Origin of the sequence: Flavobacterium sp., from assembly GCF_044339515.1 — a bacterium.
Classification (GTDB): domain Bacteria; phylum Bacteroidota; class Bacteroidia; order Flavobacteriales; family Flavobacteriaceae; genus Flavobacterium.
The window spans coordinates 1-16,824 of sequence record NZ_JBIIVK010000025.1 but is presented as its reverse complement, the minus strand read 5'-3'; the positions used below and the strand labels follow the sequence as shown (position 1 = coordinate 16,824).

Here is a 16,824-nt window from a genome sequence, read left to right as displayed (position 1 = left end):
TTGATTGAAGATTAACGATTTTAGAATTTCAATTCAGTATTCAAAAATCGTTAATCTTCAATCGATAATTATAGTATTCCAAATTGTTCAAAATGATGGTTCAAATGTTTTCGTTCGAGCAAATACGATTCATATTTATTCAAATGTCCGAACACCATGTTCTTTAATTTAGCTTCCGGATTTTCTTTGAAAAATAATTTATACGACTCTCTGGCCTCGAAAAATTTTGCTTTGGCTGTTTCAAAATTAGGATGAATCAAATCTTCCAATTCTCCTTTTTTCATGGTTGGAAAAGCGGTTCCTTTTGGGAATTTTTCGTAATTGTATAACGAGTTATGTACTTTATCTAAAATCTTTTCAGGCGTTGCAATTTCAAAATCTTGAATTTCTCCGGATAAAATACGATATCCTTGCTCTAAATGTTCCAAGAGGTGTTGTGGAGTTAAAATTCCCCATTGAGGCTTGGTGTCCGGTTTGAGTTTATTGATGCACTCGGCTACTTTCTCATCGGTCATTTCTATAAAAACTTCTTGCTTTTTCTGAACCATGGTTAAAATAGTGGCGACAGCAACGAGTTCATTTTCGGCATCAAAAACTTCCACAAACCATTTTACAATTCCGCTTGGATGCTCAGCTGAAGCGACGTCGCGTTCGATTTTTTGTTTGCAGGTTAGGCGAACATAAATCGTATCGTTGTGATAAATCGGACGTAAAAAACGGCATTCTTCCAATCCGTAATTGGCGGCAACCGGTCCTTTATTTGGATACACAAATAATCCGGCAGCAGCAGCTAAAATAAAATATCCGTGTGCGGTTCGTTTTTCAAAAATGCTTCCGTCTAACGAAGTGATGTCGGTGTGAGCATAAAAATGATCCCACGTTAAATTGGCAAAATTGATGATGTCAGTATCGGTGACAGTGCGTTTATGCGTTTTGAGTGACATTCCGGGTTGAATATCTTCCCAATGGTATTGAAACGGGTGTTGCGAAATTTCTTTGTAAGCCGAATTCGGTTGATAAATTCCGGTGATTTCGGTCAATGTGGTGGGTGAACCTTGAATAGCACAACGCTGCATGTAATGTTTGATGCCGCGAACACCACCCATTTCTTCTCCGCCTCCGGCACGGCCGGGACCTCCGTGAATTAATAAGGGAAGTGGCGAACCATGACCGGTACTTTGTTTAGCATTTTCACGATTTAGAACCAAAATTCTACCGTGGTGAGAAGCGGCATTAACAACATATTCTTTGGCAATTTCATCTGAGTTAGTCACTATGGATGAAACTAATGAACCTTTACCCATCTGTGCTAATTCGATTGCTTCGTCTAAATTTTTATAAGGCATGATGGTTGAAATCGGTCCGAAAGCTTCTGTTTCATGTACAGAAAGATTGTGAAATGGATTATCTTCCCGCAACACAATCGGACTCACAAAAGCACCTTTTTCATTTGCTCCAATCAAGTTCACTTTTTCTAAATTTCCATACACAACCGAAGCTGTTTTGGATAATTCATTTACTCTGTTTTTCAACACATCGGCTTGGGCTTTGCTTACTAAAGCTCCCATTCGAACTTCTTTCAATCGTGGGTCGCCAATGGATACTTTGTCTAAGGATTTTCCTAGAGCGATTTGAACGTCGTCGATTAATTTTTCAGGGACAATCATTCGACGGATGGCGGTACATTTTTGTCCACATTTCACGGTGATTTCACTTCGAGCTTGGTTAATAAACAAATGAAATTCGGGTGTTCCGGGAACGGCATCTTCTCCCAAAATGGAAGCATTTAAAGAATCGGCTTCCATGGTAAACGGAACGGATTCTTGAATGATTCTTGGATGAGCTTTTAATAATCTTCCGGTTGAGGCTGAACCGGTAAAAGTAATCACATCCTGACTTTCTACCGTATCAAATATATTTTTAGCTGTACCGCTAATAAGTTGTAATGCTCCTTCGGGAAGTATGTTGGATGCGATGATTTCTTTTACGACTGCTTCAGTTAAATAAGCAGTTACTGGAGCCGGTAAAACTACTGCCGGCATTCCGGCCATCCAGTTGACGGCACATTTTTCTAACATTCCCCAAATCGGGAAGTTGAATGCATTGATGTGAATCGCCACTCCTTTTTTGGGTACTAAAATATGATGAGCCATGAATCGACCGCCTTTTGACAAATCGATTGGATCGCCTTCTACATGATACGGTTGATTAGGGAATAACTTTCTTAAAGATGCGTTGGCAAATAAATTTCCGAAACCACCTTCGATATCAATCCACGAATCTACTCGTGTTGCTCCGGTGCGGTAACTGATTTCGTAGAATTGTTCTTTGCGTTTGGTTAAATATAAGGCCAAACTTTTTATCATGTTTCCACGTTCTTGGAAAGTCATTTTGCGGAGTTTTTCTCCACCTTTAGTTCTTCCGTAATGCAAAATGGCAGGAATATCTAAACCTTCTACTGTTGTGGAAGCGATAAATTCTCCTGTAACGGCATCGAATGAAGGAATTCCTTCACCGGTTCCGGTGGTCCATTTTCCTAGGATGTAATGTTGTGTTTTGTTCATAATTTATCTTTTTAACCGCAAAGCACGCAAAGGATTTTCGCTAAGTTTTTCTTAAGCTCTTTCAATAATGGCTGCATAGCCTTGACCAACTCCAATGCACATTGTAATTAAAGCATATCGCTTTCCGGTTAGTTGCAATTCCAAAGCAGCAGAATAGGCAATTCTGGCACCTGTTACGCCAAGCGGATGACCGATAGCAATCGAACCACCATTTGGATTTAATCGAGGGTCGTTGTCGGCAATTCCCCAAGCTCTGGTGCAAGCTAGTACTTGTGCGGCAAAGGCTTCATTTAGTTCAATAATATCCATATCGGCTAAAGTTAAACCAGCTTTCGCTAATGCTTTGTTAGTGGCTTCAACTGGACCAATTCCCATGATTCTTGGTTCTACTCCAACCACAGCCGAGCTAACGATTCGAGCTAATGGTTTGAGGTTATATTTTTTTACGGCTTCTTCAGATGCGATGATGGTTGCGGCTGCTCCGTCATTTAATCCGGATGCATTTCCTGCGGTCACACTTCCTTCTTTTCTAAAGGCCGGACGGAGTTTTGATAATCCTTCTAACGTTGAATTTGGTTTTACAAATTCATCTTTATCAAATAAAATTGCATCTCCTTTTCGTTGTGGAATTTCAACTGCTACAATTTCTTTTGCTAGGCGTCCGGATTGTTGAGCTGCAGTGGCTTTCATTTGACTATTAAAGGCAAAAGCATCTTGATCTTCTCTTGAGATATTGTATTTATCAACTAAGTTTTCTGCGGTTTCTCCCATGGCATCCGTTCCATATTGTTGATGCATTTTCAGATTGATAAAACGCCATCCAAAACTGGAATCGTACATTTTACTGTCGGTTCCAAAAGCAGCTGATGGTTTGGAAACCACTAATGGTCCGCGAGTCATGTTTTCGATTCCTCCAGCTATGAAAATGTGTCCGTCTCCGGATTTGATGGCACGGTTGGCATGAATGATAGCTGATAATCCCGAACTGCACAAACGATTTACAGTTTCACCGGGAACTGAATACGCTAGTCCCGCTAGTAATAAGGACATTCTTGCCACATTCCTATTGTCTTCGCCGGCTTGATTGGCACAACCCATGATGACATCGTCATAGGCTTCTTTTGGAATGTTTGGATTTTTTTCTACAACGGTTTTGATGACCAAAGCTCCTAAATCATCCGGTCGAACGGCTGATAAGGTTCCTTGATAACTTCCGATTGGAGTGCGGACTCCGTCTATGATGTATGCTTGACTCATTATTATTCTTTTAGTTTTAAAGAAGCGATTGCTTTATCAATATGTGGTTTATAAACTGATTCTTTTCCTTTTTCAAAAAAAGAAGTCATTGTAAGTGATGATTCTTCGTTATGCTCTTTGCAATAAATATAAATGATGTATTCTTCACCTTCTTTTTCAACCAATTGTTTAATAAATAATACTCTTTTACCATTCATTAACAATTCTCCTTTTTCTAGTGTTTTGAGACCTTCCTTTTTTTTATCTTTATTCATATCCGCTTTCATCTTTTCAAAAGAAGCAGGAACAAGCATTGCTATGATTGCTGACTTTTCGTCTTCTGTAAAATAGGAACTACCTTGATTGACACTATAAACCGACGCATCGATTTCAATATCAAATTCTGAATTAAACATTTTACTCATAGCGTTTAAAACCTTTTCTTCATCTTTCTCAGAAATTGTATCATTTTGTCCAAAACCGGTCAACGATAACAATAGCAGACCTAAAACAAGTATTTTTTTCATTTATTTATGATTGTTAAATTAATTCCACTCTTTTTCGCTTCTGAAGACAGTTCCTTTGAAAAGTGCGACTGTTTTTTCTTCTTTTTTTATTTCGATGGTATAAAACCCAAATTTTTTTTTTAGAGCATTTTCGGTTGCGATGGCAATGATCTTATCACCTTCTTTCAATGCTTCAATATGGTTAATTGAAGTATCGATACTAACGGATTGACGACCATGTGAATTAGCGGCAAATGCCAAAGCACTATCGGCCAATGAATACGTGATTCCGCCGTGAGCGATGCCAAAACCGTTTGTCATTTCTTTGCGGATGGTCATGGATAAAACGCATTTTCCTTCTGAAATTTCCTCTACGGCAATGCCGAGCCATTGGCTAAAAGCATCGTTTTGGAACATTTTATTTACAATTTCAGAAGGATTCATTATTTGTAAAAAGTTAAACTTTCACGTTCCATTTTTCTTAAAATCGGACTGCAGCGGTAGCGATCTTCGTGATATTCATCATATAATTCATCCATTTTTTCGACGCACCAATTGATTCCTTTTTCGTCTGCCCAAGCAAGTAATCCTTTTGGGTAATTTACTCCTTTGGTCATGGCATTATCGATGTCTTTTACTGAGGCAATATTTAAAAAGTAAGCTTCAGCAGCTTCGTTGATGAGCATCACTAAAATTCTATCTACAATATATTGTCCCAATTGAATATCTTCAGTTGGTTTTGGTAATTCTTCAGTGTAATCATAATATCCTCTTCCTGATTTTCTACCCAAAAAACCGGCTTCTGAAAGTCGTTTTTGAGTGAAAGAAGGTTTGTATCTCGGATCGAAATAAAAAGCGGTAAAAACGGTTTCAGTAACGGTATAATTGACATCGTTTCCAATGAAATCCATCAACTCAAAAGGTCCCATTCGGAATCCGCCGATGGTTTTCATGGCCCAATCTATGGTGGCGAAATCCGCTTTTCCTTCTTCATAAATTCTAAGTGCTTCACTGTAAAAAGGACGAGCCACACGGTTGACAATAAAACCAGGAGTATCTTTGGCAATGGCAACAACTTTTTTCCAATCTGTGATGGTTTGAACGGTTTGTTCAATTACTACTTGACTCGTTTGAACAGCAGGAATTACCTCAACCAACTGCATTAAAGGAGCCGGATTAAAGAAATGAATCCCAATTACACGTTCCGGTTTTTGACAGGAAGCAGCAATGGAAGCGATGGATAAAGAAGATGTATTCGAGGCTAAAATGGTTTCGGGTGAAACATAATTTTCTAATTCTGAAAATAGTTTTCTTTTGATATCTAAATTTTCAATAATGGCTTCGATGACTAAATCGGAATGGGATAACTCGGCAAATGAAGTTGCATAGGAAATATTATTGATAATTCTGTTTTTTTCAGTTTCATCAATTTTGGCTTTTTCAACTAATTTGGTCAACGTGTTTTCAAGGTTAATTTTACTCTTTTCCAATACGGTGTGATTGGTGTCGTAAAGATGAACTTCACAACCGGCTGTAGCAGCTACTTGTGCGATACCGCTTCCCATAGTGCCTGAACCGATAACTGCTATTTTCAAATTAGTTCCCATTAAATTGCGGTTTTCTTTTTTCAACAAAAGCGGTTACGCCTTCTTTATAATCGTTGGAAGAACTGGCTTCAATTTGTAAATCAGATTCTAATGTCAATTGATTTTCTAAATTATTTGTCATGGACTGATTCAATAATCGTTTGGTTAAACCGATGGCTTTGGTTGGCATTTCTGCTAAGGTTTCGGCTAATTTGGTTACTTCGTCCATAAATGATTCTAGTGCAATTACTTTGTAAACCATTCCTAATTTCTCCGCTTCAACTGCAGAAACTTTACCACCCAACATCATTAAAGCGGAAGCTTTTTGAAAACCGATTAATCTAGGCAGGAAAAATGTTCCGGCACTATCAGGGATTAATCCGATTTTGCTGAAGGCTTGAATGAAAGATGCATTTTCGGAAGCTAAGACAATATCACAAGCTAGAGCAATATTGGCACCTGCTCCTGCTGCTACACCATTAACTGCTGCAATGATTGGTTTTTCAATCGTTCGTATTTTTTGTATAATCGGATTGTAATGTTCTTCCAAAATTTTTCTGAAACCGGGATTTAAGTCCGGGTCTGTGACTTCTTTTAAGTCTTGTCCGGCACAAAAAGCTTTTCCGTTTCCGGTAATCACAATGGCTCGAATAGAAGTATCTGTTGCACAATTATCTAAAATATTTTGCAAAGACAAAGCCATTTCACGGTTGAAACTATTGAACACATCCGGTCTGTTCAATGAAATGAAGGCTACTTTATTGTTTATATTTAATTCGATGGAATTGGTCATATTATTTATTTAAGATTGATGATTAACGATTTTTGATGATTAGAACTCTTTCAACTTCTAAAAATCAAAAATCAACATTCTACAATCGTTAATCTTATTACTTTAAACATTTAAAATAGTCAAAAGGTTCCAAGCAATCGTCGCATTGAAATAATGCTTTACAAGCTGTTGAACCGAATTGACTCACTAATTTTGTATTGAATGAACCACATTGTGGACATTTTACTACTTTTTTATTACCTAATAATGCTTCTTTGTCAGCAGTTTCATTTAAAGGAGCTGCAATACCATATTTTTCAAGAGCTAAACGACCTTTTGGAATAATCCAATCGGTGGTCCATGCTGGTGAGAGAACGAGTTCTACTGTTGCCTGTAATCCTTTTTCATGAAAGGCCTTTTTGATGTCATCACCAATTACATCCATTGCCGGACAACCGCTGTAGGTGGGAGTGATTTCAACGTTCACGATTCCATTTTGTAATTTTGCAGAACGAACGACACCCATTTCCATAATCGATAAAACCGGAATTTCCGGATCGGAAACTGTTTCGAGAATTTCGAAAAGTTGTTGGTCGATATGTTGGATTTGTTCTGTCATTTTATTTAACCGCAAAGGAGATAAAGGTTTTACGCTAAGTTCGCTAAAATCTTACCACGTCATATTAGGATATGTGCGTTGCATATATTGCAAATCAGACAACAAATAGCCCATGTGTTCACTGTGAATTCCTAACTTACCTCCTTTTTGAAAATACTCAACTTGAGGAATTTCAAGTGTAGCTTCTTCTAAAATGGAGTTTATTTTTCTGTAATATTCCTCTTTTAACAAGGTTACATCGACACCAATTCCAAGCTGTACCATTTCTTTATCCGCATCGGTTTGATGAAATAATTCATCGGTAAAAATCCACAAATCATTGATTGCAGTTTGGATTTTTTGATGACTTTCTTCAGTTCCATCGCCTAATCGTTTAATCCAATCAGAAGAAAAACGTACGTGATACGAAACTTCCTTGATACTTTTATTGGCAATTGCTTTGAGCATATCATCCTTGCTATTTTGTAATTCATTTAATAATGCCAAATGAAATACATCAAACAAAAACTGTTTTGCAATAGAATAGGCAAAATCGGTATTTGGCTGTTCCACTAACAATACATTTTTGTATTCTCTTTCCAAACGTAAAAAGGCAACGGTATCTTCGGTCGCATCACCTCCTTGTAATTTGGCAACATACTGATAATAACTTCGGGTTTGACCTAATAAATCAAGTGAAATATTGGTTAAAGCAATATCGGTTTCTAAACTGGGTCCGTGACCACAAAGTTCACCAAGACGTTGACCTAAAATCAAGCAGTTATCAGCAACTCCAAAGATGTATTGAATTAAATTTTGATTCATGTTACATGTGTTTTAATTCGTCCGGAAGTTCATAAAAAGTAGGATGACGATACGCTTTGTCTATTGCCGGTTCAAAAGTTTCTCCGTTTAATTCCGGATTGGAAGCGGTAATTTGAGTTGAAGGTACGACCCAAATGCTCACGCCTTCCATTCTTCTGGTGTAAACGTCGCGTGCATTTTGCAAAGCCATTTGAGCATCTGCGGCATGCAACGAACCACAATGACGGTGTTCTAATCCGTTTTTACTTCTGATAAATACTTCCCAAAGAGGCCAGTTTTTCATAATTTTATAGGTTGTCGGTTGTCGGTTGTTGGTTGTCGGTATAGAACAGACAACGGATAACAGACAACAGAATTTATATTGCTTTTTTCAATTCTCTATCTTCTTGTTTTTCAGCATACGCCACGGCTGCATCACGTACCCAGGCTCCTTTTTCCCAAGCCGATTTTCTGGCTTCTAAACGTTGTTTATTACATGGTCCGTGTCCTTTAACTACTTGCCAAAACTCATCCCAATCTAAATCACCAAAGTCGTAATGTTTGCGTTCTTCGTTCCATTTTAAATTAGAGTCAGGAATGGTTAATCCTAAAATATTAGCTTGCGGAACTGTTTGATCTACAAATTGTTGACGTAATTCGTCATTCGTTTTGCGTTTTAATTTCCATTTTACGGATTGTTCGGTATTAGGAGATTCGGCATCTTTAGGTCCAAACATCATTAACGAGGGCCACCACCAACGATTCAAGGCATCTTGTGCCATTGCTTTTTGTTCCGGTGTTCCATTGCATAAAGTTAGTAAAATTTCATAACCCTGACGTTGGTGAAAACTTTCTTCTTTACAAATACGAACCATTGCTCTGGCATACGGTCCGTAAGAAGTTCCCATTAATGCCACTTGGTTCATGATGGCCGCACCATCAACCAACCAACCCACAGCACCCATATCCGCCCAAGTTACGGCAGGATAGTTGAAAATACTGGAATATTTTGCCTTTCCCGAATGCAATTGCTCGTACATTTCTTCTCTTGAAATTCCCAATGTTTCAGCTGCACTGTATAAATACAATCCGTGACCGCCTTCATCTTGAATTTTTGCCAATAAAGCTACCTTTCTACGTAAAGAAGGTGCACGCGTAATCCAATTCGCTTCAGGTAACATTCCCACAATTTCAGAATGAGCATGTTGCGAAATCTGACGAATATGCGTTTGACGGTATTTCTCCGGCATCCACTCTTTCGGTTCAATTTTTTCGTCCCGATCGATGCGGGCTTGAAATAAATCTTCTAAACTTTTTAATTCTTTTTCAGACATTTTTTTTAATTTTTTAAGGATTAAATACCAAAATCAATGACTACTTTTTTAGATAACGGAACGGCCTGACAACTCAATACGTAGTTTTTGGCCAATTCATCTTCTTCTAACGAATAATTTAATTTCATTTCAACATCGCCTTCTACCACTTGACAACGGCATGTACTACAAACACCACCTTTGCAAGCATAAGGTAAATCGGCACCGGCTGCGATGGCTCCGTCTAACAAATTATCAAAATCTTCACCCATCACAAAGTGAAACTCTTTTCCACCATCAATAATCGTTACTTCTGTGCCTTCTACTTTTTTCTCTAAAATTTGAGAAATGCGTTTTTTATCATCTTCTGACATTCCCGAAGTAAACAGTTCGTAATGGATATTTTCTTTTGGTAAACCGGCAGCTTGCAATTCATCACGCAAAAGGAAAATCATTTCTTCCGGTCCACAAATAAAACAAGCATCTGTAGAGGAAACATCAATAATTTTATCGGTTAGTATGTTAATTTTTTCTTTCGTAAATCTACCGTTGAACAATTCTGCAGAACGATGTTCTTTGGTTAAAAAATGAAAAATTTCAAAGCGATTGAAATAAACATTCTTTAATTGCTCAATTTCTTCTTTAAAGATAATGGATTTTACACTTCGATTTAAATAAAACAACTTAAACGTTGCATTTGGTTCTGCGGCTAAATGTGTTTTGATAATGGACAAAATCGGTGTAATTCCGCTACCGGCTGCAAATGCGATATAATTTTTAGCTTTTTGAGGTTCAATTTGTGTGTGAAACGTTCCGTTAGGTGGCATCACTTCTACTACATCTCCTTTTTTTAATTTTTCATTTACAAAAGAAGAAAACAACCCTCCATTTATTTTTTTAACAGCCACTTGCCATTTATTTTCAAGCGGACTCGAACATAAGGAATAAGAACGCCTTACATCTTCACCGTTAATATCTTTTTTTAGTGTTAAATGTTGCCCTTGTTGAAACTGAAAAAGGGGTTTCAATTCCTCCGGAACATCAAACGTTATTACGGAACAATCCTTGGTTTCCTTGTAAATGTCCGCAACAGTAAGGTTATAAAAATTTGCCATAAATCGTATTAATCAAAACTAACAATTGTTAGTTTAATAGGCAAATTTACTGATTTTTTTTGAAATACGAAAACGTTTGAAAATTTAACAATTGTTAATTACCGGCAATCATTTCATTTTCCAAACCTTTAAAATAGAGCGAGGTAAAGGATTTTAATAATGTTTTTTCATCCAACCCTTTTGATTTGGAATGCCAAAGATACATGGTTCGCAAAGAGGAAAGAATGGCATAAACCATGACATCTTGATTGGATTTTTTTAGTTGACCGTTTTGAATTCCTTCTTGAATAATTTTTCTGAAATTTTGTTCGTAGTCTTCCCGCATTTTAATAAAATACGACAATTGATCATCCGTAAGGTGCATCCAATCGTTATTTAAACAGGCTAATGCATCAGAATTTCGTAACGTGATTTTGATATGCAATTGAATTACTCTTTCAATTTTTTTTAAGGTTGAAAGGTTGGAAGAAACTATTTCGTTCATCACCGAAGTAAATTCTTCTGCAATTTCAATAATAATAAGCACCAAAATTTCCTGTTTGGATTGAATGTGATTATACAGACTTGCGGCTTTGATATCCATTGCTTGGGCAATGTCACGCATGGTTACGGCACTGTATCCTTTTTCTTTGAACAAGCGAGCCGCTACGGCAATAATCTCAGTTTTTCTATCGGAAATTTTCATACGATTCAAAGATAGAGAGTTTTTTTGAGTTCGGTAACTTTTGTTACGGAATGGTTTTGAAGAAGTTGTTACTTTTGTTTCAAATTAAAATATCAAAAAAATCTAAAGAATTGAAAAATCAAAAAGATGAGCTTTTCATTTGAACATAGGTTGAAGAAATTTTAGAAATTTAAAAAATAATTGAACCATTAAGCAATTAAGATTCATAAAGTTAAAAAACTAATTAAAAAAAATAAACATGGGATTATTAAGTATGTTAGGAATTGGAGGAAAATCGGAAAGTGTAAAAGAATTCATGGACAAAGGAGCGGTCATTATTGATGTGAGAACTGCCGGAGAATATAGAGAAGGGCACATCAAAGGTTCAAAAAATATTCCGTTGGACACCATTTTTTCAAAAGCAGCAGAGATTAAAAAATTAAATAAACCGGTTATTGTGTGTTGTCGTTCCGGTATGCGAAGCGGTCAAGCGGCTTCTATACTGAAAAACAGCGGTGTGGAAGTGATGAATGGTGGCGGTTGGGAAAGTTTAGAGGGTAGATTATAATCAGGTTTTAATTTTTTTGGACAAACCGGTTGATGTCAGAACGGTTTCTCCATTATACTCCAATTTCCAACCCATTGTATTTGTCAAAATCAAAATTTTAGACAATTCGCTAATCAATCGGTTTTCGGCGTTTGTTTTCAATTTTGATTTTTCCATTTTTTTGGCAATTTCAGCTTTTACTTTTTTATTGATTTTATTGTAATCGGCTGTGCCAAATGGATTAAAGGTACTTTCATCGATGCTGTAAAAATGAATATCGGGGTTGATTTTCATTTCCGCCTCTGGAATATTTTTAATAGAAATGGTTTTTGTCGTTTCATTTATATCATACTTAATTTGACTCAAATCATATGAAACCGTCACATCTGCATTTACGACCATTAACGCTTTCTTCTCAAAAGAAACCATATCCATGAAGTATTTCTTTTGATCTTTATAGGTCATCACTTGTGAATAATGTCCTTCTGTCACTACTAATTTCGAAACATTTTTAAGTTGTTTTTCAATTAATGCAGAATTGTATTCAATGGTTGAAGAAGCGGACGAGCGAGTAAAAAATTGGTAAGCAAAAAATATAACAATCCCAATAATAATCAAATAAATTAATTTACCGGACCTGCCAATTGCCTGAATAATTGGCACCAATACATTCTTAATCTGTGTTTCTGTGGATTGATTTCTTCGTGTAGCCATCGACTATAAATTTATACGAAGATAAAAATTTATATCAACTTATTCGATTTGGCTTTTTGAATGGCTTCTAACTTATTGTGTACTTGTAATTTAGTGTAAATATTTTCAATATGTTTTCGAACGGTGGAAGGGGAAAGAATCAAATTATCGGCAATTTGGTTGTAATTTAGTCCTTTTGAAAGTTGCTCCAACACTTCAATTTCACGCGTGGAAAGTTTGATTTCTTCTTCTTCCGTTTTCGCATCAAAATCGATGGGATTTCGCAATAATTTTAAAGTTTTCAAAGCAATAGATGGATTCATCGCAGCACCGCCATTGAGTGTTTCAATGATACCTTGGTGCAAATCGGTCGGGTTGACTTCTTTGAGCAAATAACCATCGGCTCCGGCTTTGATGGCGTTGAAAATATTTTCATCATTGTCAAAAGCCGTAAGCATAATCACTTTAATGTGTGGATATTTTTGTTTGACGATTGCGGTTGCTTCAATTCCGTTTAAAACCGGCATTTCGATGTCCATTAAAAGAACATCTAAATTGTGATTTTCATCCAATTTCGTTAACAACTCCGCTCCGTTTAAAGCCGTAAATTTGATGACAATGTCTTCAAAAAATGACAATTTCTCCCGAATGGCTTTAATCAAAAAACTATTGTCATCTATGATAGCGAGTTTGATGTTCATTTTTTTAAAAATTAGTTTTACTAAAAAGATGTAAAAATTCCAATTTCAATTGAATGGCGGTTAATTGTTGCTGCGTGTTTTCTTCCAATTCAGCTAAATTATTTATGGAATCATTCATTTTGTCTTTTTTATTTTTTTCTGAAACCAGTTGATCTTGTATACAAAAAACACGGTAAAGATGCTCTTTTGTATTCTCACTGTTTTTTCGTTTGAAATATAAAATCAAAAACAAATTAATGAAAATAAATACGATTAAAAGGGAATGATTCATGATAATTACAATTTTTGACAACATTCAAATGTAGTGAAAAGCAAAACTGAAATCCATACGGCAATTGCCTTATTCTATACATTATCTTTGGAAATCGAAACCATCGTTCCTTTTCCTTTTTCTGCTTCAATCTTTAATTCAGCTTTTAACTCTAAGGCTCTTTTTTTCATGTTATTCAAACCATTTCCGAGTTCAATTTCGCCTTCTGAAAAACCAATTCCGTTATCGCTGATAGAGAAAATCATCTTATTGCTTTCTTGTTGCAATTGAATTTTTATTTGAGAAGCATTGGCGTACTTAATCGCATTATTGACCGCCTCTTGAATGATTCGGTAAATATTCATTCCTTCAATAGATGAAAATTCATGTGAGGCGTTTACGTTCTTTTCAATAGCAAAATCAAAGGAAATTCCCTGAGTCGCTAATTTTGCTTGATCAATAAAATTGGTGATTCGAATTTGCAAATCTTCAATAGAAATAGCGTTTTTATTCATGGCCCAAATGGTATCACGCAATTCGGTAATCGTGTTCTTGGTAAAACCGCTAATGTTATCAAATTTGGAAACTAGTTTCTCTTTGGCGATGTCAAAATATTTCAAATTATCAATCGAAGAAATGATGAAGGTAAGTTGTGAACCAATATTATCATGCAAATCTCTTGAAATCTGTAATCGATGTTCTTGTAATTTATTTTGGGTTTCAATTTTAACAAGAGCTTCTTTGAGTTCGGCTTCCTTGATAAGTTGATTATTTTTAATTTTTTGTTGATTATATAAAAGATAACCCAACAATCCCAGTACAAAAGCAAAACCTAATGAACCAAAAATTATTGTGTTTTTCTTTTTTAATTTCAATTCTTTTTCGGCTAAATCGGCTCTGTTTTTAGCAATTTCTGTATCTTTTTTGGCGGTTTGGTATTTTGTTTCCAGCTCTTGAAGTTGTTTTACATTGGATAATTTTTGGATACTATCATGAAAAACTCCTTTCTTTTTATAAAATTCACTTGCTTTTTTATAGTCATTTTTGGCTTCATACAATAAAGCATAATAATTTAATGTGTTTTCTATATCAAAAGCTGATTTGGATTTTTTGGCATAAAAAAAGGCACTGTCAAAACATTTTTTTGCAGCATTATAGTCCTGTTTATACAAATGAACATCACCAATATTATTATAAGAAGACGCTAATCCGGCAAAATTTTGAATGGAATACTCCGTTTTTAAAGCTTTATTAAAATATATAAAAGCTGAATCTGTTTGCTCCAAATAATAGTAAACGCCAACAACATTATTTAATGATTCGGCAATTCCTCTTTTGTCATTAAGTTGTATTTCAAAATCAAGTGATTTTTTAAAATAGAATAATGCTTGCTCTAAATTATTTTCTTCCACATACACAATCGCCAAATTGTTATAGGCTTCCGAAAGTCCTTTTTGATGATATAGTTTTTGATAAGCATCAATGGCTTTTTCATGATAGATTTTGGCTTTCTCAACCACTCCAAGTGATTTATAAACCAAACCTAAATTATTATTGATAATAGCTTGGTTTAAAAAATCCTTGTTTTTATCGTAAATCTTAATTGATTTTAAATACGCTTTTAACGCCTCTTCATACAAGCCAAGATTTCTTTTGCAGGAACCTATATTGTTATAAGCTGAAGCAACTATTTTAGAATTTTTGGTTAAAGCCAATGCTTTTTCAGAAAAATCAATTCCTTTTTCATAATCACCCTTAACTCGAGTTACAATTCCCATGTTGTCTAAGGTGTAAGCCAAAGACAAATTAAGTTTTTCCCTGCGGGAAATTTTTTCGGCCTCAGTGAGAAATGTCATGGCCTCATTTGTATTTGAAGCATATATTTTCAATGCTTTCAAATTCAAACTGTCAACAACTTTATGCTCATTTACTTGAGCAACAAGTTGCATACAAAATAATCCGAAAAAAATGATACCATTTAGTTTTTTTGTCATCTTGTTTGAAGTTTGGAACTAATCAAATTTAATCTTTTGTAATGAAGTCAACAAAAAATGTTTAGTAAATATTGATTCAAAATAAAATGCTTACTTTAAAACCACGATTAAATTGAGTAGTAAAACTAAAAATACCATAAAATAAAGGAGCAGCACGATGCGTAATGATTTGATTGTTTTCATTTTTTTGAATGTTGGGATAGGACAAAATTCAGATAATTAACACTGTGAAACAATACGACAAATGCCGTATAAAAAGAACTTCCCAACCGAAGCAGATTTTCGATTGGGAAGTATAAAAAACCACTAAAAAAATTAGTTCAATTCAACATTGAATGAACCTTGTGTTATTTGTTTCATACTGTTATCATCCGTATTTTTTGCAGAGAATGTAAATGTCCCTTTGATGTTTGTCTCAGTTACTTCAGATACATTAATCTCACCTACTTTATCGCCCCCTTCATAAGGTGCAGACCATATTTTTGATTCAAAAGCAGTTGGATTTGAAATATCAACTGTAATTTCTGTATAACTAGCATTTGCTTGTCCTAGACCTAAAGTTCCACCAATATCGTAAGTACCTACCCCATCAAAAGTAGTTATATTCAAAACGATTGCTTTACTGGAAGTTCCTCCGGTATTACCTTGAATACTTAACATTGAACCAACTTGATTAGCAAATGTTGTCATTTCTAAAGTTGTAACGTTATTACCATCCACTTTAGCCGTAATAGTTCCGGCAGCTGCACTTCCGCTCCCGCCTCCATCATCATCACTACTACATGATGTTACAAAAAAAGAAGTTGTTACTAAAAAGCACGCACAGATAAATTTAATTGTTTTCATAATTGTTAAAATTTAAATTGGTTAATAATTCGAGTCAAAATTGATACTAATCTTAGTCACTTTCAATAAGGCAAATGCCGTATTTTATAGTTTTATTAGTAATTACTTAGAAATTCGGTGGTGTGGTGTTTCAACATTTTACTGCCTGCATTGTACAATCCTAAAGCGTATTTTTGAGAATCAACGTCTAACCATTTGGTATTTTCGCTATAACTTGGACCTACAATAACAATGGGAGTGATAGAAGTTACCGTTGCTGATCCTTGTTTTGAATAAACCACCATTTTCTCTTTTTTAATTACACCATCAATCTCAAGAGGGGTTTTTAGAGATCCTGTATACTGTGTTTCGGCTCCTAGTCCAATTTTCCCCTGCGTAAACACAACTTTTGACTGAATATTATCAAACGTTTGAGCCCCTTTTAAACCAATCACTTTATTTTCTTTTGGTGCAGAAACATAATGTGTATTAATCAATCTGAAGTTGGTAAACATTTTAACCTGAGCACCGTCAGGCTGTGAATAAACCCTTATTTTCCTTTACTATCATTTTCTAATACTTGTATAGCTTCGGTTTAAGCCATGCTAAATTTTGATGTGTTTTGCTTGGTTTCAAAAATAATTTGGGCTAAAAAT

19 protein-coding genes are annotated in these 16,824 nt (G+C 35.4%); 1 reads left to right on the top strand and 18 read right to left on the bottom strand.

Features of this window, described 5'->3' with window-relative positions; genetic code table 11:
* Positions 1-68 precede the first annotated feature (68 nt).
* The 12 genes from paaZ to ACIQ0M_RS08480 form a co-directional block, all read right to left on the bottom strand.
* A complete protein-coding gene (gene paaZ, locus ACIQ0M_RS08535) occupies positions 69-2,564 on the bottom strand; it encodes a phenylacetic acid degradation bifunctional protein PaaZ (protein WP_396151428.1) in 2,496 nt (831 codons plus the stop codon).
* Positions 2,565-2,615: 51 nt separating this feature from the next.
* Positions 2,616-3,821: a 3-oxoadipyl-CoA thiolase gene (pcaF, locus tag ACIQ0M_RS08530; RefSeq protein ID WP_396151427.1), complete on the bottom strand. Its 1,206-nt coding sequence runs from the start codon at positions 3,819-3,821 to the stop codon at positions 2,616-2,618.
* A 2-nt stretch (positions 3,822-3,823) separates the two neighbouring features.
* Complete coding sequence (locus ACIQ0M_RS08525) at positions 3,824-4,327, bottom strand: hypothetical protein (RefSeq protein ID WP_396151426.1); 504 nt, start codon at positions 4,325-4,327, stop codon at positions 3,824-3,826.
* An 18-nt stretch (positions 4,328-4,345) separates the two neighbouring features.
* Entirely contained in the window at positions 4,346-4,750 is a 405-nt protein-coding gene (locus ACIQ0M_RS08520; protein WP_396151425.1) for a PaaI family thioesterase, read from the bottom strand.
* Positions 4,750-5,913 (bottom strand): 3-hydroxyacyl-CoA dehydrogenase NAD-binding domain-containing protein, encoded by a 1,164-nt coding sequence (locus tag ACIQ0M_RS08515; RefSeq protein ID WP_396151424.1) that lies wholly within the window; start codon positions 5,911-5,913, stop codon positions 4,750-4,752. Before ACIQ0M_RS08515 ends, ACIQ0M_RS08520 begins: the two co-directional genes overlap by 1 nt.
* Entirely contained in the window at positions 5,903-6,685 is a 783-nt protein-coding gene (locus tag ACIQ0M_RS08510; RefSeq protein WP_396151423.1) for an enoyl-CoA hydratase-related protein, read from the bottom strand. The genes ACIQ0M_RS08515 and ACIQ0M_RS08510 overlap by 11 nt, the downstream gene beginning before the upstream one ends.
* A 97-nt stretch (positions 6,686-6,782) precedes the next feature.
* Entirely contained in the window at positions 6,783-7,283 is a 501-nt protein-coding gene (paaD, locus tag ACIQ0M_RS08505) for a 1,2-phenylacetyl-CoA epoxidase subunit PaaD (RefSeq protein ID WP_396151422.1), read from the bottom strand.
* A gap of 51 nt (positions 7,284-7,334) precedes the next feature.
* Positions 7,335-8,087: a 1,2-phenylacetyl-CoA epoxidase subunit PaaC gene (gene paaC, locus ACIQ0M_RS08500; protein WP_396151421.1), complete on the bottom strand. Its 753-nt coding sequence runs from the start codon at positions 8,085-8,087 to the stop codon at positions 7,335-7,337.
* 1 nt (position 8,088) lies between these two features.
* Complete coding sequence (gene paaB / locus ACIQ0M_RS08495) at positions 8,089-8,373, bottom strand: 1,2-phenylacetyl-CoA epoxidase subunit PaaB (RefSeq protein ID WP_396151454.1); 285 nt, start codon at positions 8,371-8,373, stop codon at positions 8,089-8,091.
* 70 nt (positions 8,374-8,443) lie between these two features.
* Complete coding sequence (paaA, locus tag ACIQ0M_RS08490) at positions 8,444-9,400, bottom strand: 1,2-phenylacetyl-CoA epoxidase subunit PaaA (RefSeq protein WP_396151420.1); 957 nt, start codon at positions 9,398-9,400, stop codon at positions 8,444-8,446.
* Between the two features lie 20 nt (positions 9,401-9,420).
* Positions 9,421-10,494 (bottom strand): 1,2-phenylacetyl-CoA epoxidase subunit PaaE, encoded by a 1,074-nt coding sequence (gene paaE / locus ACIQ0M_RS08485; protein ID WP_396151419.1) that lies wholly within the window; start codon positions 10,492-10,494, stop codon positions 9,421-9,423.
* 94 nt (positions 10,495-10,588) lie between these two features.
* On the bottom strand, positions 10,589-11,179 hold the full coding sequence (locus tag ACIQ0M_RS08480) for a TetR/AcrR family transcriptional regulator (protein WP_396151418.1): 591 nt from the start codon (positions 11,177-11,179) through the stop codon (positions 10,589-10,591).
* Positions 11,180-11,417: 238 nt separating this feature from the next.
* Here ACIQ0M_RS08480 and ACIQ0M_RS08475 point away from each other — a divergent pair, with 238 nt between their 5' ends.
* Positions 11,418-11,726, top strand: coding sequence for a rhodanese-like domain-containing protein (locus ACIQ0M_RS08475; RefSeq protein ID WP_396151417.1), 309 nt, complete (start codon positions 11,418-11,420; stop codon positions 11,724-11,726).
* On the opposite strand, the gene ACIQ0M_RS08470 is transcribed toward ACIQ0M_RS08475, so the two are convergent.
* The 6 genes from ACIQ0M_RS08470 to ACIQ0M_RS08445 all read right to left on the bottom strand — a co-directional run bounded on the left by ACIQ0M_RS08470 (position 11,727) and on the right by ACIQ0M_RS08445 (position 16,683).
* Entirely contained in the window at positions 11,727-12,419 is a 693-nt protein-coding gene (locus ACIQ0M_RS08470; protein ID WP_396151416.1) for a DUF4230 domain-containing protein, read from the bottom strand.
* Between the two features lie 29 nt (positions 12,420-12,448).
* Positions 12,449-13,099 (bottom strand): response regulator, encoded by a 651-nt coding sequence (locus tag ACIQ0M_RS08465; RefSeq protein WP_396151415.1) that lies wholly within the window; start codon positions 13,097-13,099, stop codon positions 12,449-12,451.
* A 4-nt stretch (positions 13,100-13,103) separates the two neighbouring features.
* Positions 13,104-13,370 (bottom strand): hypothetical protein, encoded by a 267-nt coding sequence (locus ACIQ0M_RS08460; protein WP_396151414.1) that lies wholly within the window; start codon positions 13,368-13,370, stop codon positions 13,104-13,106.
* Positions 13,371-13,444: 74 nt separating this feature from the next.
* A complete protein-coding gene (locus tag ACIQ0M_RS08455; protein WP_396151413.1) occupies positions 13,445-15,343 on the bottom strand; it encodes a tetratricopeptide repeat protein in 1,899 nt (632 codons plus the stop codon).
* Between the two features lie 315 nt (positions 15,344-15,658).
* Positions 15,659-16,189 (bottom strand): DUF6252 family protein, encoded by a 531-nt coding sequence (locus ACIQ0M_RS08450; protein ID WP_396151412.1) that lies wholly within the window; start codon positions 16,187-16,189, stop codon positions 15,659-15,661.
* 95 nt (positions 16,190-16,284) lie between these two features.
* Positions 16,285-16,683 carry a hypothetical protein gene (locus tag ACIQ0M_RS08445; protein ID WP_396151411.1) on the bottom strand — a complete coding sequence of 133 codons (399 nt, stop codon included), beginning with the start codon at positions 16,681-16,683 and terminating at the stop codon, positions 16,285-16,287.
* Positions 16,684-16,824: the final 141 nt, after the last annotated feature.

What these genes read in the sequence shown, in the direction of transcription:
- ACIQ0M_RS08465 (WP_396151415.1), bottom strand. Translation starts at nt 13,099, where the DNA reads ATGAACATCAAACTCGCTATCATAGATGACAATAGTTTTTTGATTAAA.
- ACIQ0M_RS08520 (WP_396151425.1), bottom strand. Translation starts at nt 4,750, where the DNA reads ATGAATCCTTCTGAAATTGTAAATAAAATGTTCCAAAACGATGCTTTT.
- paaC (WP_396151421.1), bottom strand. Translation starts at nt 8,087, where the DNA reads ATGAATCAAAATTTAATTCAATACATCTTTGGAGTTGCTGATAACTGC.
- ACIQ0M_RS08475 (WP_396151417.1), top strand. Translation starts at nt 11,418, where the DNA reads ATGGGATTATTAAGTATGTTAGGAATTGGAGGAAAATCGGAAAGTGTA.
- pcaF (WP_396151427.1), bottom strand. Translation starts at nt 3,821, where the DNA reads ATGAGTCAAGCATACATCATAGACGGAGTCCGCACTCCAATCGGAAGT.
- ACIQ0M_RS08455 (WP_396151413.1), bottom strand. Translation starts at nt 15,343, where the DNA reads ATGACAAAAAAACTAAATGGTATCATTTTTTTCGGATTATTTTGTATG.
- paaE (WP_396151419.1), bottom strand. Translation starts at nt 10,494, where the DNA reads ATGGCAAATTTTTATAACCTTACTGTTGCGGACATTTACAAGGAAACC.
- paaZ (WP_396151428.1), bottom strand. Translation starts at nt 2,564, where the DNA reads ATGAACAAAACACAACATTACATCCTAGGAAAATGGACCACCGGAACC.
- ACIQ0M_RS08510 (WP_396151423.1), bottom strand. Translation starts at nt 6,685, where the DNA reads ATGACCAATTCCATCGAATTAAATATAAACAATAAAGTAGCCTTCATT.
- ACIQ0M_RS08460 (WP_396151414.1), bottom strand. Translation starts at nt 13,370, where the DNA reads ATGAATCATTCCCTTTTAATCGTATTTATTTTCATTAATTTGTTTTTG.
- paaA (WP_396151420.1), bottom strand. Translation starts at nt 9,400, where the DNA reads ATGTCTGAAAAAGAATTAAAAAGTTTAGAAGATTTATTTCAAGCCCGC.
- ACIQ0M_RS08470 (WP_396151416.1), bottom strand. Translation starts at nt 12,419, where the DNA reads ATGGCTACACGAAGAAATCAATCCACAGAAACACAGATTAAGAATGTA.
- ACIQ0M_RS08450 (WP_396151412.1), bottom strand. Translation starts at nt 16,189, where the DNA reads ATGAAAACAATTAAATTTATCTGTGCGTGCTTTTTAGTAACAACTTCT.
- paaD (WP_396151422.1), bottom strand. Translation starts at nt 7,283, where the DNA reads ATGACAGAACAAATCCAACATATCGACCAACAACTTTTCGAAATTCTC.
- ACIQ0M_RS08525 (WP_396151426.1), bottom strand. Translation starts at nt 4,327, where the DNA reads ATGAAAAAAATACTTGTTTTAGGTCTGCTATTGTTATCGTTGACCGGT.
- ACIQ0M_RS08515 (WP_396151424.1), bottom strand. Translation starts at nt 5,913, where the DNA reads ATGGGAACTAATTTGAAAATAGCAGTTATCGGTTCAGGCACTATGGGA.
- ACIQ0M_RS08480 (WP_396151418.1), bottom strand. Translation starts at nt 11,179, where the DNA reads ATGAAAATTTCCGATAGAAAAACTGAGATTATTGCCGTAGCGGCTCGC.
- ACIQ0M_RS08445 (WP_396151411.1), bottom strand. Translation starts at nt 16,683, where the DNA reads ATGTTTACCAACTTCAGATTGATTAATACACATTATGTTTCTGCACCA.